Here is a 22927-nt window from a genome sequence, read left to right as displayed (position 1 = left end):
GGCTTCGAGCGTCCCGGCGAGGCTCCGATGAACGGTCTGCCGGACTTTCCGTGGGACCGGCTCACGCCGCTGAAGGAGCTCGCGGCGTCGCACCCGGACGGGATCGTCGACCTGTCGGTGGGCACGCCCGTCGACCCGGTGCCCGCCATCGTGCGGCAGGCTCTCGCGGACGCCTCCGACAGTCCCGGATACCCGCTGACGTACGGCACCGAGCGCCTCCGCTCGGCCGCCGCCGGATGGCTGCGACGCAGGCACGGCGTGATCCTCGACCAGGCGAACGTGCTGCCGCTGATCGGTTCCAAGGAGTTCGTGGCCTGGCTGCCGACGCTGCTCGGTGTCGGCCCGGGGCAGCGGGTGATCCTGCCCGAGCTCGCCTACCCCACCTACGACGTGGGAGCGCGCCTCGCGGGCGCCGAGCCGTACGCCACCGACGGGCTGCTCGCGCTCGGTCCCGAGCGGGTGCCGCTGGTCTGGGTGAACTCACCGTCCAACCCGACCGGCAAAGTCCTGCCCGCCGAGCATCTGCGCAAGGTCGTCTCGTGGGCGCGCGAGCACGGCGCGGTCGTGGCCTCCGACGAGTGCTACATCGAGCTGGGCTGGGAGGAGCGGCCGGTCTCGATCCTGCACCCGGACGTCTGCGGCGGCTCGCACGAGGGCCTGCTCGCGGTGCACTCGCTGTCCAAGCGCTCCAACCTGGCCGGTTACCGGGCCGGATTCGTCGCGGGTGACCCCGCGCTGGTCAAGCGGCTGCTGGAGATACGCAAGCACGCCGGCATGATCATGCCCGCGCCGGTCCAGGCGGCGATGGCCGTGGCCCTGGACGACGACGAGCACGCCGAGGAGCAGCGGGCCCGCTACGCCGCCCGCCGCGCGGCGCTCCGCCCCGCCCTGGAGGCGGCCGGCTGGAAGATCGAGCACTCCACCGCGGGCCTGTACCTGTGGGCGTCCAACGGAGCCGGCTGCTGGGACCAGGTCCGCGCGCTGGCCGGGAAAGGAATCCTGGTCGCGCCCGGCGACTTCTACGGGACCGCGGGAGAGAGGCACATCAGGATCGCCGTGACGGCCGACGACGAACGCGTCGGTGCGGCGGTGCGGCGCCTCCAGTAGGATCGCGCGGCATGACCCCCGAGGTCGTCGTGATACTCGGACTGAGTGTGGCCACTCTCGTCCTGCTGTTCGTCGCGTTCCTCACGACGACGCGTCAGGACGGGGAGGCCGACGAGTCCGAGCGTTCCGGCGAGACGCCCCTCCCTTCGGTTGAGGCCGCGCAGCCGTCGGCCCAACCGTCTGCGGGCCATGTCGGCATCGACTACCCCGACCCCCGCACGATCAGGGTCGGCGACACGATCGAGTGCCAGGGGATCCGCAGCAGGGTCCTCGGCGCCCTGTACCTGTCGTGGCAGGGCACCCAGTGGACCGAGTACCGCCTCGACGACGGCACCCGCCGCCCCCAGTGGCTCTCGATCCAGATGCGCCCCGGGCTGGCCGCCGGTGATCCGCCGCACCTTGAGGTGCTGCTGTGGACACAGGTACCCACGGAGGGCATGATCCCCGCCAAGGCCACGCTGAGCGTCGAGGGGGTCGACTTCTTCCCCGTCGACCGGGGCACCGCGGCCTTCCGGGGGGAGGGGGTCACCTCGATGCCCGAGCGGGGCCTGCTCGACTTCGCCGACTACCGGGCCGCCGACGGCCGCCTGCTCAGCTTCGAACGCCTCCAGGGCAAGCGCTGGGGCGCCTCCCACGCCCAGCCCCTCGCCCCCGGCACGATCAAGATCGAGAAGAAGAAGGGCGGCTAGGCCACACGCCCTCGATCACCCCATCGCCCCGTACGTCGCCCCGAACCCGACCTGTCCGCTCGCGATGTGGACGCACTCGTCGCCCGGGGAGTCGCGGTGGAGCCCGCCGGGTTCCTCGCTCAAGGCGTACGGGCCGCCGTCCCGAGAGGTCGGGGACGGTCAGGACAGCTCGACTTTCCTGGCGGAGGATTTCGGGTCGGCCCGCCAGCCGTCGTGGCTTTTCGCGGCCGTCCATGACTGGCCGTCGTAGCGGATCCCTCCCAGCCCGAACTCCTTGGCGTGGGCGATCGACCAGCCGGCCACCAGCCAGCCGCGCTTGCGCGAGGGGGGCGCGAAGCCGTTTCCCGCTCCGAGCGCCCTGGCGAGCTCGCGCGCGGCCCCCCGCTCGTCGGGGAGCGGGGTCTTGCCCGTCGGGGCGGGGAACCAGCAGTGCACCGCCTTGGGCACGCGCCCGGTGAACGCCGCCGCGAGAACCTTCCCGTCGTCCTCGTGCTGGGCGTACGCCGACCCGTCCGCCGAGCGCTGCACGGCCTGGGCCGCCTCGTGGAGCGGCAGCTTGCGGTAGTTTTTCACCTTCACCAGCGCGGAGAAGAACCTTCCCGAGGCGTAGACGGGGTCGACGAGCTGCTTGGGCTCGCCCCACCCCTGGGAGGGGCGCTGCTGGAACACGCCGACCGAGTCGCGGTCGCCGCCCGTCAGATTCTCCAGCTTGGACTCCTGGATTCCGGTGGCGTAGGCGATCACCACGGCCCGCTCGGGCAGCTTCCTGCGGGCCGCGACGGCCGCGATGACCGCGGCCACCTTGGCCTGTTCGAGGTCCAGCTCCAGTGAGCCCTCCGGTGTGGTGATCTTGCATCCCTCGCCGAGGTCGACGAGCGGTGTCACCTTCCTGAGCAGGCTGAGAAGACCCACGGTGATGGCCACCGCGAGCACGGTCACGATCGCGATGATCGCGATGACCCCTTTTGAGAAGCGCCGTCGCACGGTCAAGAACCTACAGGTCCCCAGCGATTGCGCGGTCTGGTAGAACGCCGCGAACATAGGCTCCGGCCATGACCCAGAGCGATGCCAGCCCGCTGCCCGCGGCCGTCGACGAGCTGTGGTGGCGCAGGGCCGAGCTGAGCCCCGCCGACACCGAGGCCCGCGCCGTCGTCGTGAGCGCGGTGGACATGCTCGACAGTGGCAAGGCCCGGGTCGCCGGGGTCTCCCGCGCCGGCGAGGTGGTCGTTGACGAGCGCGCCCGGCGGGCTGTCATGCTCGCGTTCCTGGTGCTCGGCACGTCCAGGTCCCAGGTGGGCGACTTCCACCACCACGACCGCGTCCCGCTGAAGGCCTCCGTCGAGGGGGTGCGCGTCGTGCCGGGGGCGATCGCCCGCTGGGGCTCCTACCTGGCGCCGGGCGTCGTGCTGATGCCCTCGTTCGTCGATATCGGCGCCCACGTGGACGAGGGCAGCACGGTGGGCACGTGGGTCTCGATCGGCTCGTGCGCCCAGATCGGCAGGAACGTCCACCTGTCCGGGGGAGTCGGCGTCGGGGAGAGCGGCGACCCCGACGGCGGGGAGGCCTTCCTCGCCGCCGAGGAACGGACGATGCCCGCGATCGTCGAGGACGGTGCGATGATCGGCGGCCGGGCGGTGATCGCCGATGGGGCCCGTGTGGGACGGGGTGCCGTGGTCGGCGCCGGGACGATCCTGTCTGGCTCGACCCCGGTGATCGACGTTCGGACGGGCGAGGAACTGGAGCGCGGGCGCGTCCCCGACCGGTGCGTGGCGACCGGAGGCACCCGTCGGCGCGAGTTTCCCGGCGGCGCCTTCGGCCTGGGGTGTGTCCTGGTGCTCGAACGCCTGGAGGAGGGCCACAGGCCCGGCAGGGCCGAACTCGACCGCATCCTGCACGGATAGGGCCGGTCGGCGCCCGGACCGGTGGGGGTGCGGGGTGAGATGGGAGGACCGTTCGGATCCGGCACGGGCACGGCGGGTTTCCCACGGGGCCGGACCTCGTGCGGGCATCCAGGGCGTGGGCGTGAGACTCGTGCGGGCACCGGGGCATGGGCGTGAGACTCGTGCGGGCACTAGGGTCGCGGGCATGAGTACGCGTCTGGACCTCACGCAGGATGTCGGGGAGCTCACCGCCAGGATCGTGGACGTCGAGTCGGTCAGCGGCGGCGAGAAGGCCCTGGCCGACGCCGTGGAGGAGTCCCTGAGGCCGCTACGGCACCTCACCGTCGAACGCGACGGCGAGTCGATCGTGGCCCGCACTCACCTGGGCCGCGGCGAGCGGGTGGTGATCGCCGGGCACCTCGACACCGTTCCCGTCGCGGGCAACCTGCCCAGCCGGGTCGAGGGAGACCGGTTGTACGGCTGCGGCACCTCGGACATGAAGGCCGGTGTCGCGGTCGCGCTGAAACTCGCGGCCACCCTTCCCGAGCCCAGCAGGGACGTGACCTACGTCTTCTACGACTGCGAGGAGATCGAGGCCGAGCGTAACGGGCTGCTCCGCCTCAGCCGCACCCGTCCCGACTGGCTCGCGGGTGACTTCGCCGTGCTCATGGAGCCCACCGACGGCGTGATCGAGGGCGGTTGCCAGGGCACGCTCCGGGCCCAGGTCGTCATCCGGGGCAAGCGCTCGCACAGCGCCAGGTCCTGGTTCGGGATCAACGCGATCCACGCCGCCCAGCCGGTGCTCGCGATCCTGAACGCCTACGAGGCGAGGCTTCCCTTCGTGGACGGCCTGGAGTATCACGAGGGACTGAACGCGGTGGGCATCGGCGGCGGCATCGCGGGCAACGTGATCCCGGACGAGTGCGTGGTGACCGTGAACTACCGCTTCGCTCCCGACCTGTCGCTGGACGAGGCGCGCGCCCACGTACGCGAGGTCTTCGACGGGTACGAGGTCCGCTTCACCGACGGCGCCGCCGCCGCGCGGCCCGGCCTGACCCATCCGACGGCGTCGGCCTTCGTCGAGGCCGTGGGCGGCACGCCACGGGCCAAGCTCGGCTGGACCGACGTGTCGCTTTTTTCCGGCCTGGGCGTGCCCGCGGTCAACTACGGTCCCGGGGATCCGAACCTGGCGCACCAGAAGGAGGAGTTCGTCTCGTTGGCGAAGATCGCCGACTGCGAGCGCGGAATGCTCGACTGGCTGTCGTGAGGACTTGTTCGCGGCGTGCGCGGGCCTCGACGTGCGAGAGCCTGGAGGGGCGGTGCAAATGAAAGTGGCTTTCCTCGCCGGCCATTTGGCGGGGAAAGCCACTTTCAGTCCCGAGCAGCACCCTCGTTCGGTTAGACGTGCGCTGTTCAAAGTCCGGTTCCATGTTTTCATGGAGATTTTTCAAGATTTTTCTGAGACGACGCTACGGTGGCCCGCATGAAGAAAACACGTCCAGAGCGTCGCCAGGGGGCCGCCGTGGTCCGTGGTGATCTCGTCTCCGAGTCCACCCACGACCAGCGGCTTCTTGATCGGAGAGGTCCTGCCGACTGGCTGCACATGGATCCGTGGCGGGTGATGCGCATCCAGGCCGAGTTCGTGGAGGGCTTCGGCCACCTCGCCGAGCTGCCCCAGGCGGTCACCGTCTTCGGGTCCGCGCGCACCCCCGAGGGCACCCCCGAGTACGAGATGGGGGTTCAGCTGGGCAGGAAGCTGTCCGAGGCGGGCTACGCCGTGATCACCGGTGGCGGCCCCGGCTGCATGGAGGCCGCCAACAGGGGAGCCGTGGAGGCGGACGGCGTCTCGGTCGGCCTGGGCATCGAGCTGCCCTTCGAACAGAGCATGAACGAGTACGTCGATCTCGGCATCGAGTTTCGCTACTTCTTCGTCCGCAAGACCATGTTCGTGAAGTACTCCTGCGGATTCGTCACGCTGCCCGGCGGTTTCGGCACCATGGACGAGCTCTTCGAGGCGCTCACCCTGGTCCAGACCCGGAAGGTCACCTCCTTCCCCGTGGTGCTGATGGGGACGGAGTTCTGGGGCGGCCTGATCGACTGGATCAAGAACACCCTCGTGGCGACGGGCAAGATCTCTCCGGTGGACGTGAATCTCATCCACGTCACCGACGACGTCGACGAGGCGGTCCGGATCATCATGGACGCAGACAGCAAGAGGGGCCGCCAACTGGGGGACGAAAGGAAAGCGGCCATGTCCACGGTCGGCGATGCCGAATAGGGTCGGCACGTGTTCATTTGCATATTCCTCGCGTCGAGTCAGAAGATCGACAAGAAGTATCTGGAACTGGCGGATCAGGTCGGCACCGAGCTCGCCAGGCGCGGCCACTCCCTGGTGAGTGGCGGGGCCAGGGTGTCCTGCATGGGAGCCGTGGCCCGTGCGGCCCGCGCGGGTGGCGCCCGTACCATCGGAGTGATCCCTCAGTCGCTGGTCGACATCGAGCTCGCGGACGACGGTGCCGACGAACTGGTGGTCACCACCGACATGCGTGAGCGCAAGGGCGTGATGGACGCCCGCTCCGACGCCTTCCTGGTGCTGCCCGGCGGCATCGGGACCCTGGAGGAGCTGTTCGAGATCTGGACCTCCCGCACCCTGGGCCTGCACGACAAGCCGCTGGTGGTCCTCGATCCCTGGGGGATCTTCAAGCCGCTGCGGGAGCTGGTCGAGGGCATGGAGGAGGCGGGCTTCACCCGCCCGAACGTCTTCGACGCCATCTCCTGGGCCACCACGGTCGACGAGGCGTTCCGGCTGCTGGAGAAGTCGACCAGGCACCTGGAGCCGAGCGCGGAGGAGCTAGGCGAGGCCACGGCGGGTTAGCGCGGGCGGCCGCCGCCCGGCGAGGGCGTCGGTCATCTCGACCGCGAGCCGCACCTGTTCGACGCGGTCCGTACGGAAGACGCGGGCACCGGCCCAGGCGCAGATCGAGGCCGCGGTGAGCTCGGCGGCCTCGGCGTCCCGCTCCCTAGCGGCGTTTCCGGCGGTGCCCATCCCGGCTCCTGGGTTTTCGCCGGCGTCCATCCCGGTCCCGGCGTTTCCGGCCGTGTCCGCCCCGCCTTCGGCCTCGTCGGACTCCCCGAGGTCACCGGACGGTACGGATGCGGCGGAGGCGACGCCGGCGAGCCTGGCAGGGGTGACGACCACGGTGCGCCCGGCACGGGCGAGCTCCTCGACCTCCCCGATCGAGACGGCCTCGACCCAGCCGGGCTCGCCCGGGTCACCGGGACGGAGCACGACGAAGGCTTCCAAGCCGGGGGCGGACGTCATGATCCGATCCTAGGTCAGCGCAGATGTGGCACGATTCGTATGTGCTGGTCGTATTAGCTCTCGCTGCTGTAGCCGTTATCGCCGGTGTCACGGTCGTCGCCATGGGCCGGGGAGGGGAGCTGAGTGAGTTCGCCCCCGACGTGCCCCCGCTGAACCTGCCCCAGGCAGGTCAGCTCGGCGCGGTCGACTTCATGGCCCTCCAGCTCCCGGTGAGCCTCGTCGGATACAACACGCAGAGCGTGGACGAGACGCTGAGCCGGGTCGCCGGGGCACTGAGCGAGCGTGACACCAGGATCGCCGTGCTGGAGCAGCGGGTGTCGGAGTTGCTCGCGGGCAGGCTCCAGGCTCGTCACGAGCTCAACCCCGGCTCCCGGACCTCGCCGCGCGGCCCCGAGGCGCCGTACGAGCTTTCCGGCGGGGACGGTTTCGGGCCGTCCGAGGAGTTGTCCAGCGGGCCGCAGGCGGTTCCGGGTGCCGAGGGTGAGACATCACCCGAGTCTTCCGGCGGGGAGGGTTTCGGGGCGTCCGAGGAGTTGTCCAGCGGGCCGCGGGCGGTTTCGCGTGCCGGGGATGAGACGTCCGGGTCCTCCGGCGGGAAGGGTTTCGGGGCGTCCCAGAAGCTCTCTTCCGAGAAGCTCTCTGACGGGGCGAAGGTCGCGGGCGAGCCTGCGGAGGCCGAGCCCTCCAAGAGCTCCGAGCCGGAGGAGCCTCTCAGGTCTGAGGAGGATGTGCCCTCCAAGGATTCCGAGCCGGAGGAGACTGCCAAGCCCGACGAGGCGTCTGATTCATCCGGGTCATCCGGCGTGTCGCCTTTCGCCAGGCCGTCCGAGCCGCCTCAGGCGTCGGATTCTTCTTCCTCGTCCGAGACTTCGGATTCGAAGGAGCCGTCTCCCGGTTCCGTCGGCCTCCGTACGGGGGAGCGGAAGACGGAGGACACCCGGTGACCGAGACCTCGCGGGCAGTGGCTCCGGGCGCCCCAGTGGTTCAAGGTGAGCCTGTGACATCCGAGACTCTCGCGCAGCCCAGGGAATCCGCGGAATCCCCAGGGCTCGTGCGCTGCGGCTGGGCGACCTCGGCCCCCGACTACATCGCCTACCACGACGAGGAGTGGGGTCGTCCGGTCACCGGCGACGACCAGGTGTTCGAGCGGATCTCGCTGGAGTCCTTCCAGTCCGGCCTGTCGTGGATCACCATCCTGCGCAAGCGGGAGAACTTCCGGGCGGCCTTCGCGGGATTCTCCATCCCGGCCGTGGCCGCGTTCGGCGAGGAGGACGTCGATCGTCTGCTCGGCGACGCGGGCATCGTCCGCAACCGGGCCAAGATCGAGGCGACGATCGCGAACGCGCGGGCCGCGCTCGACGTCGACCTGTCCGACCTGGTCTGGAAGCACGCGGACCCCGGCGCGCCCGTCCCGAAGACCCCTGCGGACGTGCCCGCCCAGACCCCCGGTTCCAAGGCGCTGGCCAAGGAGCTCAAGGCGCACGGCTTTCGTTTCTTCGGCCCGACCACCGCCTACGCGCTGATGCAGGCCATCGGCCTGGTCAACGATCACCTGGTCGACTGCTGGATACGCCGAGCCTGACGTCTTTTCCCTGAGGTCTGGAGGCCTGTGGCGCGGGGGCGCCTTCTCGTGCGGGGAGGTGATGGCGCGCGACGTCTTTCTCCTCGACGCCCGCAGCGCGAGGGCGCCTTCCCGCGTGGGGAGGCGAGGCGCCCGACGTCTTTCTTGAGGCCCGTGAGCCCTGGAGGTGCGCGGGTTCGTGAGCCCGGTGAACTCCGTGAGTGGTTTCAGACCTCGTTGAGCTGGCGGTCGACGAAGGCGGCGGCCGCAGGGAGCAGCCGCCCGGCCTCGTGCTCGAAGTAGATCCTCGCCTTCTCTCCCGGCCAGCCTCGCGGCAGGAGTTCCGCGGGGAGCCCGGGGTCGCGGAACAGGAAGTTGCGCCAGCCGTGCAGCAGCCTGCTCCGGGTGGCGAACACCTGGTCGCCGCTCGCGTTGTCGGGCAGCCCGCCGACCAGCTCCGTCGCCTGGGCCATCCACTCCTCGTAGGCGGCCCCGATGGCGTCCAGGTCCCATGTCCTGGCGACCAGCGCCGCGGGGTCGCCGTCGAACACCGCCTCGAACCGGTCGGCGGTGAGATCCACGCCTTCGAGGATCGCGTCGAGTTCCGGGGAGGGACGCGGTCCGATCCAGGTCGTCTCCGACAGGGAGGCGTATCCGATGAAGGAGAGATCCGAGCGCAGGCGCTCCCGCCTGGGCCGCTCGCGCACGGGTTCCACCACGAGGATGTGCCATCGGCCGTTCCACGTGATCGTTCCGACTCGGTAAATTCTTGGTGCGGTTTCGTCAAGGCGGCGTACGCACTTGGGAGTGACCTCGTAGCCGGGCCCCCTGGGCAGCCGGGCCGGCGTGAGCCAGCCCTGCCGGACCATTCGTGAGACGGCGGTGCGGACTGCGGGAGCCGCGATGTCCAGCGGGGCGAGCAGACGAACGAGGGCGGCCACGGACGCGCGACCGCCTCGGAACCTGAGGTGGTCCCCGTACAGATCGAAGAGAGCGGCGCGGGCGTTCACAAGGACAAGTTTGGCCGTCTGAAGGGGGCTTGGACAACGGTCTTGATCGCCGGATGAGCCGACGCTGAGATTGATCGTTCCCATTCTCCCTGCGGAGGCGGGATAATAGGACATCACAGAAGACGTGAATGCGTCGGCCACCCTCGGGTCAGTCGGAGATCCGGAGCCCGAAGCAGGAAGGGATACACGCATGGCGGCTATGAAGCCGAGGACCGGTGATGGTCCGCTGGAGGTCGTCAAGGAAGGCAGGGGCATCGTCATGCGGGTTCCCCTGGAGGGTGGCGGCCGCCTCGTCGTCGAACTCTCGGCGGACGAGGCAAGTGCCCTCGGTGAGGAACTGAAGAAAATCGTCGGTTGATCCCGATCTAAACCAGAAGTGGTGGAGCCGGGCCCTATTTGAGCTTGCTCGGGGAGCATGACACCTGCGACGGCCCGCGAGACCGACGATGGACAGACGATTGCACGGCCCTGGCCGTCGGACCGCCTCACGGTGGCTCGCGCCAGGGCCGTGCTGTTCTCCCCGGTGCCTCTCCCCACGCCGGGCCTGATGACTGGAGTTACCGCTATGCCCATCTCCCCCCATCTGCTCCTGCCGCGCGTTCCCTACGCGCAGGGGTTGTCCGTCGCGTCCTCGGAGGGCGCGGAGCCGGCCGCAGGGGAGGGGCCAGGGGCCGGGCTCCCCGGTGACGCCGAGTTGCTGGCCGTCCCCTTCGCCGACGGCCTCGCGCCCGATATCGAGCTGCCGGTTCCCGTGGCGGCGCTGCTCGCCCACCACAAGGTCAAGGGTGAGGCGGGCGAGATCGTCGAGGTTCCGGTCGCGAACGGCGACGCCGTCGGCCGGGTGCTTCTCTACGGGGTCGGCGACGGTTCGCCGGCCACCCTGCGCAAGGCGGGCGCGGCGGTGGCGCGGCGCGGCAAGGGCAGGGACGCCATCAGGATCGTGCTCCCGAGCGGGCCGGTGGCCGCGTTCGTGGAGGGCGCGCTCCTGGCCACGTACACCTTCAGGGTCGGTGAGGTGAAGTCCTCCCCGGTGACGCTCGAGTTCGTCGGCGACGGGGTCGAGACGGAGGTCGCCGCCGCCGAGGTGGTCGCCGAGGCCGTGGCGCTCGCCAGAGACCTGACCAACACCCCCTCATCGGTGAAGTCACCCGCCTGGCTCGCCGAGCGCGCCGCCGAGCGGGGTGTCGCGGTGAGGGTGTGGGACGAGCGAGAGCTGCGCTCCGGCGGGTTCGGCGGCATCCTCGCCGTCGGCCAGGGATCGGTGACCCCGCCCCGGCTGATCCAGCTCTCCTACGAGCCCGAGGACGCGACCGGTCACGTGGTCCTGGTCGGCAAGGGCATCACCTATGACACCGGCGGCATTTCGCTCAAGCCGACGAGCAACATGGTCTTCATGAAGACCGACATGGCCGGCGGAGCCGTCGTCATCGCGGTTCTGGGCGCGCTGGCCGCGCTCGGCGTGCGGGTGCGGGTCACCGGCCTCGTCGCCGCCGCCGAGAACTCCTTCTCCGGCACGGCCCAGCGTCCCTCCGACGTGATCACGCAGTACGGGGGCCGGACGGTGGAGGTGCTCAACACCGACGCCGAGGGCCGTCTGGTCCTGGCCGACGCGCTGGCGTACGCCGACGCGGAGCTGAAGCCGGACGTCATGATCGACATCGCCACGCTGACCGGGGCGATCGGCATCGCCCTGGGCAAGGATCTCGGCGCGGTCTTCGCCTCCGACGACGAGTTGGCCGGCGCCCTGATCGAGGCGGGGGAGACGAGCGGGGAGCGGCTCTGGCGGATGCCCCTGATCGACGACTATGTCCCCGCGCTCGACTCGTCTGTGGCGGACCTGACCAACATCGAGGCGGGATCGACCTACGGCGCGGGTTCCGTCACCGCGGCGCTGTTCCTGCGCGAGTTCACCGGCGGACGGCCGTGGGCGCACCTGGACATCGCGAATGTCGGCCGCAGCGGCGCCGACGAGGGCGTTCTCAGCAAGGGGGCCACCGGGTACGGCGTGCGTCTGCTGCTCGGGTGGCTGTCGGGGCTCCAGGGAGCGCCGATCGGGGAGCGGTGACAGCCGCGCCGACCACGCTGACAATGCCGACCACGTGGCGCTGAGCGGATAGCGGTGACCAGGCCGGAGGCCAGGCCCGTGGGCCTGGCCTCCGGTCGGCCTGCGGTCGCGGGACCGGGTCCCCCGAAGGGGCCGGTGCGGGCCGCCGCTCCCGCCCGGCCACTCCTACCTGCTCGCCTCCGAGAGGCTGACGATGGCCTCGGCGGCCCGGAAGTGCTTGTTGCGGCCGAGGTCGCCGATGGTCTTGATACCGAACGCCTTGGCCAGGTCCTGGGCGTCGCTCTCGCTCACCCCGGAGAGCGCGCTGACCGGCGCGTTGGTAAGCGAGTGAAGATCGGACCCCTCGTACTCCTTGTCGAGCAGTTTGTCGAGCTTGGCGGCAACCGTCATGGCGCACCCCTGTGTATCGGTGATCGTGGGAAAGGCCCGCGTTGTGGCGACATGGCCTATCGGCATCGTTTCCGGCCGATAGAGGATTGACGCGCGTCTCCCAGGATCTTGGTGATCGCTTGCCGGACCCGTGTGAACGGTATTGCCAGGCCCCGGGGCGTGTCGCGGGCGGTGACGGTCGAGACGTCGGCCGGTCGGCGGGCAGACCCGCCGCGACGTCACCGTGAACATCGTCACGGCCGCCTGAAAACCGGCTCTCCGCATGACGAGGCGATCGCTCGGGCGCACCGGGAGCCGGCTTGAACACCTCAGCGCATGGGACGCCTGTCAGTCGGCGAGCTTGACGGCCGCCAGGATGCCGTCTCCCAGGGGCATCATCAGCGGGCGGAGCCGCTCGTCGGAGCGGACCAGCTTGCCCAGCTCCCTGATGACGACCGTGTCGGGGTCCCGCTGCGAGGGGTCGGCCACCCTGTTGCCCCAGAGGGCGTTGTCGAAGACGACGATGCCGCCGACCCGCAGCAGGCGGACGGACTCGGCCAGGTAGTCGGCGTACTCGTGCATGGCGCCGTCGCAGAAGACGAGGTCGTAGCCGCCGTCGGAGAGACGGGGGAGCACGTCGAGGGCGCGGCCGGTGATCAGGCGGATCCGGCCGCCGGAGAATCCGGCCTGGGCGAAGCTCTGCCTGGCCAGCCGCTGGTGCTCGGGTTCCACGTCCACGCTGGTGAGCGTGCCGTCCTGGCGCATGCCGCGGAGCAGCCACAGCCCCGACACGCCGCAGCCGGTGCCGATCTCCACGACGGCACGGGCGTTGATGGCGGTGGCGAGGAAGCAGAGAGCGGCGCCGCCGCCGGGCAGGATCGGGGGTGCCCCCACCTCCGTGCCGCGCATGCGTGCGGCCCGCAGGATGTCGTCCTCCCTGTGGAACTCGTCGGCATAGGCCAGAGTGGCCTCCAACGGACTTGTCGGCGTCTCTGCCATCGGCCTCTCCTCCCGCTTTCTCCGTACACAGTCATATAGGCGCTGGGTCGCAGCCTAAGGGAGGCAGGCCCGATCGGGAACTCATGTCACCCCCGGTGCGTTGCACGGTTTAAGCGGCCTTTGCCGGTCCTGAAGGTAGTGAGTGCGCACGAAGGGACGAAACCAGGCACTATGGCGATAGCGGTGGCCCCTGAGAGAGGAGTGCCGGTGGAGGGTTCCGACCACCAGGCGGAAGCTCCCATGTCCGACTGGACGCCTCCCACCTGGGAGGAGGTGGTCCGGACGCACTCTGCGCGCGTCTACCGGCTGGCCTATCGGCTGACCGGGAACGTGCACGATGCGGAGGATCTCACCCAGGAGGTCTTCGTCCGGGTCTTCAGGTCGTTGTCCAACTACACGCCGGGCACTTTCGAGGGCTGGCTGCACCGCATCACCACCAACCTGTTCCTCGACATGGCGCGGCGTAAGCAGCGCATCAGGTTCGAGGGGCTCGCCGACGACGCCGCCGAGCGGTTGCGCGGACGCGAGCCTTCTCCCGCCCAGGTGTACGACGACAGCCATCTGGAGCCCGACATCCAGGCCGCACTCGACGCGCTCGCGCCCGAGTTCCGCGCGGCCGTCGTCCTGTGTGACATCGAGGGGCTGTCCTACGAGGAGATCGCGGCGACGCTGGGCGTGAAGCTCGGCACCATTCGCAGCAGGATTCACCGTGGGCGGTCGCAGTTGCGTGAGGCGCTGGACCATCGTGCGCCGCGGAACGATCAATTCCCCCCGAACGTTACTCACGGGGAGGAATTCGCATGAGAAACCACAGTCATGACGAATGTCACGACGAGCCACTTGGCAAGGAGTGCGCATGAGTCACCTCGGAGAACGCGTTTCCGCGCTGGTCGACGGTGAGCTGAATCACCACGAGCGCGACCGTGCCCTCTCGCACCTGACCTTCTGTGCCCCCTGCAGGGCCGAGGTCGACGCCGTGCGGGCACTGAAGAGCCGGTTGCGCTCCCTTGACGGTCCGGCGATGCCGACCGACCTGACGATGTCCCTGCTGCGAATGGCAGAGCCCGGCGGCCCGTTGCCGCCGCGTGAGCGCCCCTTTCGGGCCTCACGCACCTTCGGTGGCGCGCCCATTCCGAGCATGCACGGCATCGCTCCCCCCGACAACCGGCCCAGGGGCCGTGCCGGAGGACCCCGCCGCGCGCGCAGGGCGGGCTATGTCGCGGTGGGCGTCGCCTCGGCGGCCGTGGCCATCGGGACCCTGTTCGTGGTAGGCGGGGCCGACCCCAACCCGCGCATCGTGCCGCCGGTCGACATGTTCGCCAACCAGCACAGGAACACCGCGCCCTATGGCGGGTCGGCGACGCCGACTCTCTCCCCCTCTCCGTGATCCGGCTGCCCGCCACGGTCATCCTGGCCGCTCTCATGCTGCTGGGGCTGGTGACGGGCGGTACGGCACACGCCGTCCGGTCCCCGCACGCCGTGCCGCCGGACGACGTCGAGAGCGAGGACACCGGCCTGCACCTGCTCCGCGAGGCGGCGGCCGCGGGCCGCTCCCGCGGATACTCCGGCACCCAGTACGTCACCTCCTGGGGCACCTCGGGTGCCGCCTCGGAGGTGTTGGAGGTGCGCAACGTCCCGGGAAAGGGGTTGACGGTACGCACCGCGTCCTCGGGGCCCTCGGGCTCCGTGGGAGATGCCGCCCCCTCGGGTTCGGTGCGGAACGCCGATCCCGGCACCCCCGCCGGGGGCATGTCCAGCCCGTCCGAGGTGATGCTCGAGGTCATGGCCCGCAACTACCGGGTCGTGGACGCGGGGGAGGGCTTCGCCTGCGGGCGCCCGGCCCGCCTGGTGAACGTCCTGCGGGCCGACGGCACGGTCGCCGCCCGCTACTGGATCGACCGGGACGGAGGTCCGGTGCTGCGCCGCGAGCTCATGGACACGAAGGGGCGGGTCGTCAGGGCCGGAGCCTTCGTCGACCTGACCCTCGATCCGGTGGTGAGGAGCGCGGCGCCCGCGCTGGCGGCCGGTGGCCTTGACCTGGCCGAGCTGCCGCGGATGGAAGCCGAGGGTCTGCGTTTCCCCCGCACCCTGCCGGGACGGCTGGAGCTCTTCGCCGCTCGCACGGTCCCCTCCGGATACTTGTATCTCGGGTATTCAGATGGCTTGTCGGTTGTGTCGGTTTTTATCCAGTCTGGGATGCTTGACGAAGAACGTCTCCAGGGTTGGCATGCGGAACGGCGTAAGGGGCATACGATCTGGATTCGAGACCCTGCTGGGCAGGAGACGATCTGGGCGAGTGGGGGTCATGTCTACACTGTCTTTGCCGACGCGCCGGCCGACATGGTCGACGCCGCTGTCGCGGCGCTGCCGCACGAGCCCGTTCCCGATCTCTGGACGCGGCTCGGCCGCGGTGCCAGCCGTCTGCTCTCCTGGGTCAATCCCTTCGGATAGCGCGTGCTTTACACATCGCGTATGTCACTCGGGGGAAGATTGCCGGGTTGCCCCGGTGAGCGGCCGTCCGCGAGTCAAGGAGTAGTGAGTATTCGATGACCGACGATGCCCGTACTGCCCGCGAGGCGAACGATGCTGAGGGCCGTACGCCGTCGGAATTCGCCGACGGCGGACACGACACCCAGGAGTCCCGCCGCCCCGACTTGTCCGGCCCCGAGTTCTCCCGCCCCGAGTTCCTGCCCGCCGGAGAGGGTGCTCCCTTCCAGGCCGAGCAGCCCCGCGACGACGACGGCTGGAGCCGGCCGGGCGCCCAGTCCGACCACGCCCTGTGGGGCAGGCCGCAGGACCAGCCCGAGTCGCGCCATCACGACAGGCACCTGCCGCCCGGTGAGGGCGACCAGGGCCCCGGTTCCGCGGGCCACAGCTGGGGCGACCCCTCTGGCAGGCCGCCCAGGCAGGACACGATGGTCTTCGCCGCCCAGTCCGCTCAGCCCCCTCCGCCCACCCAGGCGTTCGGCATGGGGCCCGGCTGGGCGCCGCCGCCCGGGGCTCCCATGGGCCCCGGAGGTTTCGGCGGTCCGCCGCCCAGGCCCGCCAGGAGTGGGCCGCGCACCACCACGCTGGTGATCCTCGCCCTGGTGATCGCGTTGCTCGCCTCCACGCTCGGCAGCGTCGGCACCTACCTCCTCACCAAGCCCACGGCCTCGGGGCGCGACCCCTCCTTCAGCCTGGGCGGGGCGCCGACGGGCTCCAACGTCCGGCCTCCGGAGTCGGTCGCGGGCGTGGCCTCGAAGGTCCTGCCCAGCGTGGTGTCACTCGCCGTCGAGGGCGGGGTGAGTTCCAGCACCGGTTCGGGCTTCCTGATCAAGGGCGGCTACGTGGTGACCAACAACCACGTGGTGGCCAACGCCGACTCGCGCAGCCAGATCCAGATCCAGTTCAACAACCGCAAGTCCACCTCGGCCGTCGTCGTGGGCCGTGACCCCGAGTCCGACTTGGCGGTGGTCAAGCCCGCGGAGACCTTCGGCGCCCCCGAGATCGTTCTCGGCAACTCGGACAACGTGGTCGTGGGAGACCCTGTCATCGCCATCGGATCCCCGCTGGGCCTGACCGGCACCGTGACCTCCGGCATCGTCAGCTCGCTCAACCGGCCCGTCCAGGCGGGTGAGGAGAACAGCTCCGACACCACCTGGCTCAGTGCCGTGCAGACCGACGCGGCCATCAACCCCGGCAACTCGGGGGGACCGCTGGTCAACGTGAACGGCGAGGTGATCGGCGTCAACTCGGCGATCGCCACGCTCGGCAGGTCGGTCGGCGGCCAGAGCGGCAGCATCGGCCTCGGCTTCGCCATCCCGGTGAACCACGCCCGGCGGGTCGCCCAGGAGCTGATCACCACGGGCAAGGCGAAGAAGTCGCGCATCGGCGTCGCCATCGACCCGACCTATCAGGGCGTCGGGGTGCGCATCGCCACCGAGTCCAGGCAGGGCACCCAGCCGGTCGAGCCGAACGGTCCCGCGGCCCAGGCCGGTCTCAAGCCCGGAGACGTCATCCTGGAGATCGACGGCGTCGTGCTCCAGGACGGCAACGAGCTGATCGCCATGATCCGTAACAGGGCTCCCGGTGAGAAGCTCGCGGTCAAGTACCAGCGTGGCGGCGAGGAGAAGACCGCGACCGTCACCGTTGGCACCGCCCCCGAGCAGCCCTCACCCCAACCCTCCTGAGCGGCCCTTTTGAGAGACGGGGTGAGGCGCGTGCTCACCTGTGGGGGCGTTAGTGTGGAACCTCTCCGGCGTGTGGCCGGAGAGGTGCTTCTGGCACCTTCCTCCCGGTAGGAGATCACCGTGTTCGGACTCGGCTGGCCTGAGATCGTGGCGCTGGTGGTGATCGCCCTTCTCGTCTTCGGCCCGGAGAAACTGCCCCAGGCCGCCTCACAGGCGGGCAAGACGCTACGCAACCTGCGCCGGATGGCCAACAACGCGAGAGACGACCTGCGGACGGGGCTCGGTCCCGAGTTCGCCGACTTCGACCCGGCCGACCTCAATCCGAAGAACTTCGTCAGAAAGCACCTCATCGCCGACCTTGAGGACGACCTGAACGGCACTTCGGCGACCACCGCCACCGCGGAACCGGCGACCGACCACCACGCGATGAGCGGCGGTGGGGAGCTGGGGTACGGCGAGATCCCCCCGTACGACTCCGACGCGACCTAGCCGTTGAACTTTGCGTAGTTTTTCCGTTTTGCGGCGCTGAGGCGCCTCTCACACGGCAGACGGCGGCGCCCCCGGTTCCGGGGACGCCGCCGCCGTCGCGTCGCGGGAGAGGCCGCTCCAGGCCTCGCGGGGCCGGTCCGTCGGCCTCTGACGCAGCCGCCTCAGCCGCGCCGGGTGGGCGAGATGCCGAGCTGGAGCCCCTTGAGGCTGGTCGACTTCTTGCTGAGGGACGCGGCGATGCGGCTCAGCTCGGTCGCGGCCGGGGCGTCCGGGTCGGTCAGCACGAGCGGCTTGCCCTCGTCGCCGCCCTCGCGCAGACGCGTGTCGATGGGCACCTGGCCCAGAAGCGGCACGCGGGACCCCAGGGTGCGGGTGAGCGCGTCGGCCACGCTCTGGCCACCGCCCTCACCGAAGACCGAGATCCGCTCGTCACAGTGCGGGCAGGGCAGCCACGACATGTTCTCGATGACACCGGCGATCTGCTGGTGGGTCTGGACGGCGATCGACCCCGCGCGCTCGGCGACCTCGGCGGCGGCCTGCTGCGGGGTGGTCACCACCAGGAGCTCGGCGGACGGCATCCGCTGCGCCACGGAGATCGCGATGTCACCGGTGCCCGGGGGCAGGTCCATCAGCAATACGTCCAGGTCGCCCCAGTAGACGTCGGCGAGGAACTGGTGCAGGGCACGGTCGAGCATCGGGCCACGCCACACGACCGGGGTGTTGCCCTCCGGCTTGAACATGCCGACCGAGATGACCTTGATGTCATGCGCCACCGGCGGCATGATCATGTCCTCGACCTTGGTGGGGCGCTCGGAGACGCCGAGCATGCGCGGAACGCTGTGGCCGTAGATGTCGGCGTCGACGACGCCGACCTTCAGGCCGCTCGCGGCCATCGCGGCGGCCAGGTTGACGGTGACGGACGACTTGCCGACGCCGCCCTTGCCCGAGGCGACCGCGAAGACGCGGGTCAGCGAGCCGGGCTGGGCGAAGGGGATCTCCTTCTCCGGTCCCTTCGCGCCCCGCAACTTGGTCTGCAGCGTCTTGCGCTGCTCGGTGCTCATCACGTCCATCTCGACGGAGACACCGGTCACCCCGTCGACCTTGGAGACGGCGCCGGTGACGTCTCGGGTGATGGTGTCCTTCATGGGACAACCGGAGACCGTCAGGTAGATCGCGACACGTACGGCTCCCTCGGGGGAGATGTCGACGCTCTTGACCATGTCGAGTTCGGTGATCGGCCGACGGATCTCAGGGTCGTTGACGGTCGCGAGGGCGGCCATCACCAGTTCCGTGGTAGGTGCCATCGAAGTGTCGGCAATCACGTCACCCGGGGGCGACGAGGATGCCGTCCCTCCTTGTCTGTTATCGATGAGGCGTCTCACAGGCGGGCCCCGCCTGTCGTGGCGCCCGTATGGCTTGGCAGGAGGCCGATCCCGTCAGGGAGCGGTCGGCGTCGTGAGCCCATGGTATGAACCCGAGAACACCGAAAGGAATTCCGAAACCGGTGATGGTCGCTGGATTCGGACAATTCGCTGTGTAGGTGCACGTGCAACGTTCTAAGGTTACTCCGTGACCCTCACAGCGGGCGAGTCAAGAGGGAGCACCGGCTCGGAGGAGCTGGTGGTCTGGCGCATGCTCCAGCGGGCCCAGGTCCGCATCACCCGGGTTCTGGAGGCCGACCTGCTGGTCGAGCACGATCTGGCCCTGGCCTCGTACGAGGTCCTGTCGCAGCTGTCGGAGGCGCCCGAGCGGCGGCTGAGGATGAACGACCTGGCGGACAGGGTGCTGTTGTCGCGCAGCGGCCTGACCCGGCTCATCGACCGTCTCCAGCGTGACGGCCTGGTCGAGCGCGAGGCGTGCCCCAGCGACGCGCGCGGCCTGTTCGCCGTCCTCACCGACGAGGGGGCCGCGCGGCTGGCCGAGGCCGGCCCCACCTACCTGCGCGGGGTCCGCGGCCAGTTCCTGGACATGCTCGACCCCGACGAGCTGCGGCAGTGCGCGGCCATGCTGAACAAGCTCTTCCCCGGCTCCGGCACCGACCCGTACTGAGCCCTCGCCTCCCAGGACCGGCCGGAGGTCGCGCGGGCTCACGGCTCCATGGACCTCTGGGGCTCGGAGAGGTCCTCCTGCAGGCGTTGCAGCTCCGAACGGATGTAGTCGCGGGTGGCCACCTCGCCGAGCGCCATGCGCAGGGCGGCGATCTCCCGGGTGAGGTAGTCCAGATCGGCCTGGTTGCGCTCCGCAGCCCTGCGGTCGTTCTCGTTCTGGACCCGGTCGCGGTCGTCCTGCCGGTTCTGGGCGAGCAGGATCAGCGGCGCCGCGTACGAGGCCTGGAGCGACAGGATCAGCGTGAGGAAGATGAAGGGGTAGGGGTCGAACTTCAGCGGGTGGGGGACGAGGACGTTCCACAGCACCCAGACGGCGACGAAAACCGTCATGTAAACCAGGAACCTGGCGGTGCCGAGGAAGCGGGCGATCCGCTCCGACAGCCGCCCGAACGCCTCGGGGTCGTAGTGGGGGCGCAACCGAAGGCCGGGCTGCCTGGGCTGGTCGAGACGGTCAGCCATTCCCGCCCTCTCTCGGTCGGTCGTCCCGCTCGCGCCAGTCGTCCGGCAGCAGGTGGTCGAGCACGTCGTCGACGGTGACCGCGCCGACCAGGCGTCCCGCCTCGTTCACCACGGGAGCCGCCACGAGATTGTAGTTGGCCAGGTAGGAGGTGACCTGGTGCAGGGTGAACTCGGGTCTGATCGGGTCGAGGGAGGTGTCCAGGATGCCGCCGAGCAGGGTCGAGGGCGGTTCGCGCAGCAGCCGCTGGAAGTGGGCCAGGCCGAGGAAGCGGCCGGTGGGCGTCTCGACGGGCGGCCGGGTCACGTAGACCTGCGCGGCCACGGCCGGGGTGAGTTCGCGCTGGCGGACGTTGGCGAGTGCCTCGGCGACCGTCGCGTTCGGGGGCAGGATCACCGGCTCGCTCGTCATCATGCCGCCCGCGGTGTTCTCCGGGTAGATCAGCAGTCGCCTGATCGGCGCGGCCTCCTCGGGCTCCATCAGCGCCATCAGCGCCTCGGCCTGCTCGGCGGGGAGGTCCTGGAGCAGGTCGGCCGCGTCGTCGGGGTTCATCTCCTCCAGCACGTCCGCGGCCCGCTCGGGGGCGAGCCTGCTCAGGATGCCGATCTGGTCCCGCTCGGGAAGTTCTTCGAGCACGTCCGCGAGCCGTACGTCGTCGAGGGCGGCGGCCACCTCGACCCGCCGCTTGGCGGGCAGATCGTGCAGGGCGCCGGCCAGGTCGGCGGCGCGCATCGACTCGAAGGCGACCAGCAGGTTGGCCGCGCCCTGGTCCTTCTGGACGGCGCCGAAGCCGTGGACCTCGCGCCAGTCGACGATCCTGGTCGCGCCGCGCCGGCGCAGCCCCAGGCCGGGAGGGCTCTCGATCACCGCCACCTTGGTGATCAGCCACTCCGAGCGCCTGGTCTCCTCCATGGCCAGGTCCAGGACCGTCATCCGCTCGCCGTCGACCTCCACGCCGAGGTCGAGCAGCTCGGTGATGGCGAGGGTCTCGGTCGCCCGCTGCTCGAACCTGCGCATGTTGAGCTGGCCGCTGAAGACGACGGCGCCGGCCTTGGCGGAGCGTATCCGGGTGATCGGCAGGAAGACCCTCCGCCGGGGCTGCACCTCGACGACCAGCCCGTGCACGTGCGGCGGCTCGCTTCCGGCGATGGCCACCACCACGTCGCGGACCCGGCCGATCTGGTCCCCCGCGGGGTCGAAGACCGGGGTTCCGGCGAGACGTGCGATGAAGATCCTCACATCTGAAGCGTAGGCCGCATCCCGGACCGATCGGTCACTGCCACGCTCCCCTGCTCACATCGCGGAACTCACTTGCTGGCCGACACTCCAGCATGACAGCATCAAAGCCGCTTAACGGTAATTACAGAAATGGTGGGTCATGAGACGTGCAGGACTCCTGATCGCGCTCGCGTCGTCCCTGGCCTTCGCCTTCTCGGGTCCCATGGCCAGATATCTGGGCGCGGCGGGACTCGCCCCGCTGGAGGCGGTCTGGATCCGCATGGCGGGCGCCGGGCTGCTGCTCGCCGGCATCCTCGCGGTCGCCCGGCCCGCGGCCCTGCGCATCCCCCGCTCGCGGCTGCCGTTCCTCCTGGTGTACGCGGTGGTCGCGGTCGCCGGTGTGCAGGCGCTGTTCTTCGCGGCGATCACCCGGCTGCCGGTCGGCGTCACCCTGCTCATCGAGTACACCTCGCCGGTGCTGGTGGTGCTCTGGGTGCGGTTCGTCCGACGGGTACGGCTGCCACGGGCGGCCTTCGTCGGTGCCGTCGTCGCCGTGGTCGGCCTCGGCATCGTGGTGGAGGTCTGGTCCGGTCTCGCCCTCGACCCGGTGGGCCTGCTGCTGGCCTTCGTCGCGATGACGTGCTGCGCCGGATACTTCCTGCTCAGTGACAGCTTCGGCGACGACATCGACCCGCTCGGCCTGATCGCCTGGGGCCTGCTCGGCGCCGCCGTGGTGCTCCTGCCGTTCTCCCAGCCGTGGAACATCCCCTGGGAGGCGATCAGCGGGACCGCCACCCCCGAGGGCGGCCACACGCTGCCGGTCGTCGGGGCGCTGGTCTGGCTGATCGTGGTCGCCACGGCCGCCGCCTACATCCTCGGCGTCCTCGCGATCCGCCGCCTCTCGGCCGCGATCGGCTCCACCGTCGCCTCTCTGGAGGTCATCGCCGGGGCGGTGGTCGCCTGGATCCTGCTGGGCGAGGCACTCGGCCCCTTCCAGATCGCGGGTGGCCTGATCGTCCTGGTCGGCGCCTACCTGGCACAGCGGGCCACGGCCGCGCTGCCCTCGCCCGTCGAAGAGGTCAGGGAACCGGCTCGCGTGGGGTGAGCCGTATCACCTTGGAAACCGCGGCCCAGCGCTCCAGAAGCCTCGCCCCGTCGGGGGCGTTGAGCCGCTCCTTGGCGAGCGCGGCCACCGCGTCGGGGGCATTCGCCTGGTCCACCACCTCCACGGAGGCGTCGAAGGCGACCAGGCGCCCGCCGTTGTCCTTGCTGCGCAGCGTCACCCGCACCTCCCCGGCCTCCGCCAGCCCCGGCAGCGGCTGCTCGCCCCCGCCGGTGACCAGGTAGATCGCGCCGTCGTGCCAGGTGTGCCAGGCCAGCCGGGGCCGGTCCAGCGACAGCCACAGGACGCTCGACTTCTTCGCGCCCTCCTCGATCACACCCATGAGACGAATGTACGGCCTGTGCCTCCCCGAATGGCG

The 22927-nt window shown here is 70.2% G+C and carries 26 protein-coding genes; 17 read left to right on the top strand and 9 right to left on the bottom strand.

What is annotated here, in order from left to right; genetic code table 11:
- Window positions 1-27: 27 nt before the first annotated feature.
- A complete protein-coding gene (gene dapC / locus ACIBH4_RS04820) occupies window positions 28-1107 on the top strand; it encodes a succinyldiaminopimelate transaminase (RefSeq protein ID WP_362509801.1) in 1080 nt (359 codons plus the stop codon).
- Between the two features lie 11 nt (window positions 1108-1118).
- On the top strand, window positions 1119-1796 hold the full coding sequence (locus ACIBH4_RS04815; protein WP_362764117.1) for a DUF4178 domain-containing protein: 678 nt from the start codon (window positions 1119-1121) through the stop codon (window positions 1794-1796).
- A gap of 159 nt (window positions 1797-1955) precedes the next feature.
- On the opposite strand, the gene ACIBH4_RS04810 is transcribed toward ACIBH4_RS04815, so the two are convergent.
- On the bottom strand, window positions 1956-2780 hold the full coding sequence (locus tag ACIBH4_RS04810) for a hypothetical protein (protein WP_362509807.1): 825 nt from the start codon (window positions 2778-2780) through the stop codon (window positions 1956-1958).
- 68 nt (window positions 2781-2848) lie between these two features.
- Here ACIBH4_RS04810 and ACIBH4_RS04805 point away from each other — a divergent pair, with 68 nt between their 5' ends.
- The 4 genes from ACIBH4_RS04805 (at window position 2849) to ACIBH4_RS04790 (ending at window position 6551) form a co-directional block, all read left to right on the top strand.
- Window positions 2849-3697, top strand: coding sequence for a 2,3,4,5-tetrahydropyridine-2,6-dicarboxylate N-succinyltransferase (locus tag ACIBH4_RS04805; protein ID WP_362509810.1), 849 nt, complete (start codon window positions 2849-2851; stop codon window positions 3695-3697).
- A 184-nt stretch (window positions 3698-3881) separates the two neighbouring features.
- The gene (gene dapE, locus ACIBH4_RS04800; protein ID WP_362509813.1) at window positions 3882-4943 is read left to right on the top strand and encodes a succinyl-diaminopimelate desuccinylase; all 1062 of its coding nucleotides are present in this window, start codon (window positions 3882-3884) and stop codon (window positions 4941-4943) included.
- Window positions 4944-5159: 216 nt separating this feature from the next.
- Window positions 5160-5954 carry a TIGR00730 family Rossman fold protein gene (locus ACIBH4_RS04795; RefSeq protein ID WP_362509816.1) on the top strand — a complete coding sequence of 265 codons (795 nt, stop codon included), beginning with the start codon at window positions 5160-5162 and terminating at the stop codon, window positions 5952-5954.
- Between the two features lie 9 nt (window positions 5955-5963).
- The gene (locus ACIBH4_RS04790; protein ID WP_362509819.1) at window positions 5964-6551 is read left to right on the top strand and encodes a TIGR00730 family Rossman fold protein; all 588 of its coding nucleotides are present in this window, start codon (window positions 5964-5966) and stop codon (window positions 6549-6551) included.
- Here ACIBH4_RS04790 and ACIBH4_RS04785 read toward each other — a convergent pair.
- The gene (locus ACIBH4_RS04785) at window positions 6528-6998 is read right to left on the bottom strand and encodes a hypothetical protein (RefSeq protein WP_362509821.1); all 471 of its coding nucleotides are present in this window, start codon (window positions 6996-6998) and stop codon (window positions 6528-6530) included. The genes ACIBH4_RS04790 and ACIBH4_RS04785 overlap by 24 nt on opposite strands.
- 23 nt (window positions 6999-7021) lie before the next feature.
- On the opposite strand from ACIBH4_RS04785, the gene ACIBH4_RS04780 reads away from it, so the two are divergent.
- Together ACIBH4_RS04780 and ACIBH4_RS04775 are read left to right on the top strand one after the other, a co-directional pair.
- Entirely contained in the window at window positions 7022-7942 is a 921-nt protein-coding gene (locus tag ACIBH4_RS04780) for a hypothetical protein (RefSeq protein WP_399171455.1), read from the top strand.
- A 53-nt stretch (window positions 7943-7995) separates the two neighbouring features.
- On the top strand, window positions 7996-8580 hold the full coding sequence (locus ACIBH4_RS04775; RefSeq protein ID WP_362509827.1) for a DNA-3-methyladenine glycosylase I: 585 nt from the start codon (window positions 7996-7998) through the stop codon (window positions 8578-8580).
- Window positions 8581-8786: 206 nt separating this feature from the next.
- Here the strand turns inward: ACIBH4_RS04775 and ACIBH4_RS04770 are convergent, their stop codons facing one another.
- Window positions 8787-9569: a PaaX family transcriptional regulator C-terminal domain-containing protein gene (locus ACIBH4_RS04770; protein WP_362509830.1), complete on the bottom strand. Its 783-nt coding sequence runs from the start codon at window positions 9567-9569 to the stop codon at window positions 8787-8789.
- Window positions 9570-9759: 190 nt separating this feature from the next.
- On the opposite strand from ACIBH4_RS04770, the gene ACIBH4_RS04765 reads away from it, so the two are divergent.
- Together ACIBH4_RS04765 and ACIBH4_RS04760 are read left to right on the top strand one after the other, a co-directional pair.
- Complete coding sequence (locus ACIBH4_RS04765) at window positions 9760-9927, top strand: DUF3117 domain-containing protein (protein WP_084195322.1); 168 nt, start codon at window positions 9760-9762, stop codon at window positions 9925-9927.
- A 207-nt stretch (window positions 9928-10134) separates the two neighbouring features.
- Window positions 10135-11634 (top strand): leucyl aminopeptidase family protein, encoded by a 1500-nt coding sequence (locus ACIBH4_RS04760; protein WP_362509834.1) that lies wholly within the window; start codon window positions 10135-10137, stop codon window positions 11632-11634.
- 165 nt (window positions 11635-11799) lie between these two features.
- Here the strand turns inward: ACIBH4_RS04760 and ACIBH4_RS04755 are convergent, their stop codons facing one another.
- Window positions 11800-12024, bottom strand: coding sequence for a hypothetical protein (locus tag ACIBH4_RS04755; RefSeq protein ID WP_362509837.1), 225 nt, complete (start codon window positions 12022-12024; stop codon window positions 11800-11802).
- Window positions 12025-12351: 327 nt separating this feature from the next.
- On the bottom strand, window positions 12352-13002 hold the full coding sequence (locus ACIBH4_RS04750) for an O-methyltransferase (RefSeq protein WP_362509840.1): 651 nt from the start codon (window positions 13000-13002) through the stop codon (window positions 12352-12354).
- Between the two features lie 171 nt (window positions 13003-13173).
- On the opposite strand from ACIBH4_RS04750, the gene sigE reads away from it, so the two are divergent.
- From sigE to ACIBH4_RS04725, 5 genes are all read left to right on the top strand, one after another.
- Window positions 13174-13806 (top strand): RNA polymerase sigma factor SigE, encoded by a 633-nt coding sequence (gene sigE / locus ACIBH4_RS04745; RefSeq protein ID WP_362509843.1) that lies wholly within the window; start codon window positions 13174-13176, stop codon window positions 13804-13806.
- Between the two features lie 52 nt (window positions 13807-13858).
- Window positions 13859-14389 (top strand): zf-HC2 domain-containing protein, encoded by a 531-nt coding sequence (locus tag ACIBH4_RS04740; protein WP_362509846.1) that lies wholly within the window; start codon window positions 13859-13861, stop codon window positions 14387-14389.
- Entirely contained in the window at window positions 14386-15453 is a 1068-nt protein-coding gene (locus tag ACIBH4_RS04735) for a sigma-E factor regulatory protein RseB domain-containing protein (RefSeq protein WP_362509849.1), read from the top strand. Before ACIBH4_RS04740 ends, ACIBH4_RS04735 begins: the two co-directional genes overlap by 4 nt.
- Window positions 15454-15548: 95 nt before the next feature.
- Entirely contained in the window at window positions 15549-17174 is a 1626-nt protein-coding gene (locus tag ACIBH4_RS04730) for a trypsin-like peptidase domain-containing protein (RefSeq protein ID WP_362509852.1), read from the top strand.
- Between the two features lie 120 nt (window positions 17175-17294).
- Window positions 17295-17663: a sec-independent translocase gene (locus tag ACIBH4_RS04725; RefSeq protein ID WP_362509855.1), complete on the top strand. Its 369-nt coding sequence runs from the start codon at window positions 17295-17297 to the stop codon at window positions 17661-17663.
- 161 nt (window positions 17664-17824) lie between these two features.
- Here the strand turns inward: ACIBH4_RS04725 and ACIBH4_RS04720 are convergent, their stop codons facing one another.
- Window positions 17825-18967: an Mrp/NBP35 family ATP-binding protein gene (locus ACIBH4_RS04720; RefSeq protein WP_362509858.1), complete on the bottom strand. Its 1143-nt coding sequence runs from the start codon at window positions 18965-18967 to the stop codon at window positions 17825-17827.
- A gap of 265 nt (window positions 18968-19232) precedes the next feature.
- On the opposite strand from ACIBH4_RS04720, the gene ACIBH4_RS04715 reads away from it, so the two are divergent.
- Window positions 19233-19712, top strand: a complete 480-nt coding sequence (locus ACIBH4_RS04715; RefSeq protein WP_362509861.1) for a MarR family transcriptional regulator — start codon at window positions 19233-19235, stop codon at window positions 19710-19712.
- Between the two features lie 38 nt (window positions 19713-19750).
- On the opposite strand, the gene ACIBH4_RS04710 is transcribed toward ACIBH4_RS04715, so the two are convergent.
- Window positions 19751-20230 carry a DUF1003 domain-containing protein gene (locus tag ACIBH4_RS04710; RefSeq protein WP_362509864.1) on the bottom strand — a complete coding sequence of 160 codons (480 nt, stop codon included), beginning with the start codon at window positions 20228-20230 and terminating at the stop codon, window positions 19751-19753.
- Window positions 20223-21467, bottom strand: a complete 1245-nt coding sequence (locus tag ACIBH4_RS04705; RefSeq protein ID WP_362509867.1) for a magnesium transporter MgtE N-terminal domain-containing protein — start codon at window positions 21465-21467, stop codon at window positions 20223-20225. The genes ACIBH4_RS04710 and ACIBH4_RS04705 overlap by 8 nt, the downstream gene beginning before the upstream one ends.
- Before the next feature lie 139 nt (window positions 21468-21606).
- Here ACIBH4_RS04705 and ACIBH4_RS04700 point away from each other — a divergent pair, with 139 nt between their 5' ends.
- The gene (locus ACIBH4_RS04700; protein WP_362509870.1) at window positions 21607-22551 is read left to right on the top strand and encodes a DMT family transporter; all 945 of its coding nucleotides are present in this window, start codon (window positions 21607-21609) and stop codon (window positions 22549-22551) included.
- Here ACIBH4_RS04700 and ACIBH4_RS04695 read toward each other — a convergent pair.
- A complete protein-coding gene (locus tag ACIBH4_RS04695) occupies window positions 22526-22891 on the bottom strand; it encodes a hypothetical protein (RefSeq protein ID WP_362509872.1) in 366 nt (121 codons plus the stop codon). The two genes, ACIBH4_RS04700 and ACIBH4_RS04695, sit on opposite strands and share 26 nt — an antisense overlap.
- Window positions 22892-22927 lie beyond the last annotated feature (36 nt).

Source organism: Streptosporangium sp. NPDC050284, from assembly GCF_044459525.1.
In the GTDB taxonomy this organism is placed as follows: domain Bacteria; phylum Actinomycetota; class Actinomycetes; order Streptosporangiales; family Streptosporangiaceae; genus Streptosporangium.
The sequence above is the reverse complement of the archived record's forward strand: the minus strand, read 5'-3'. Positions and strand labels throughout refer to the sequence as shown.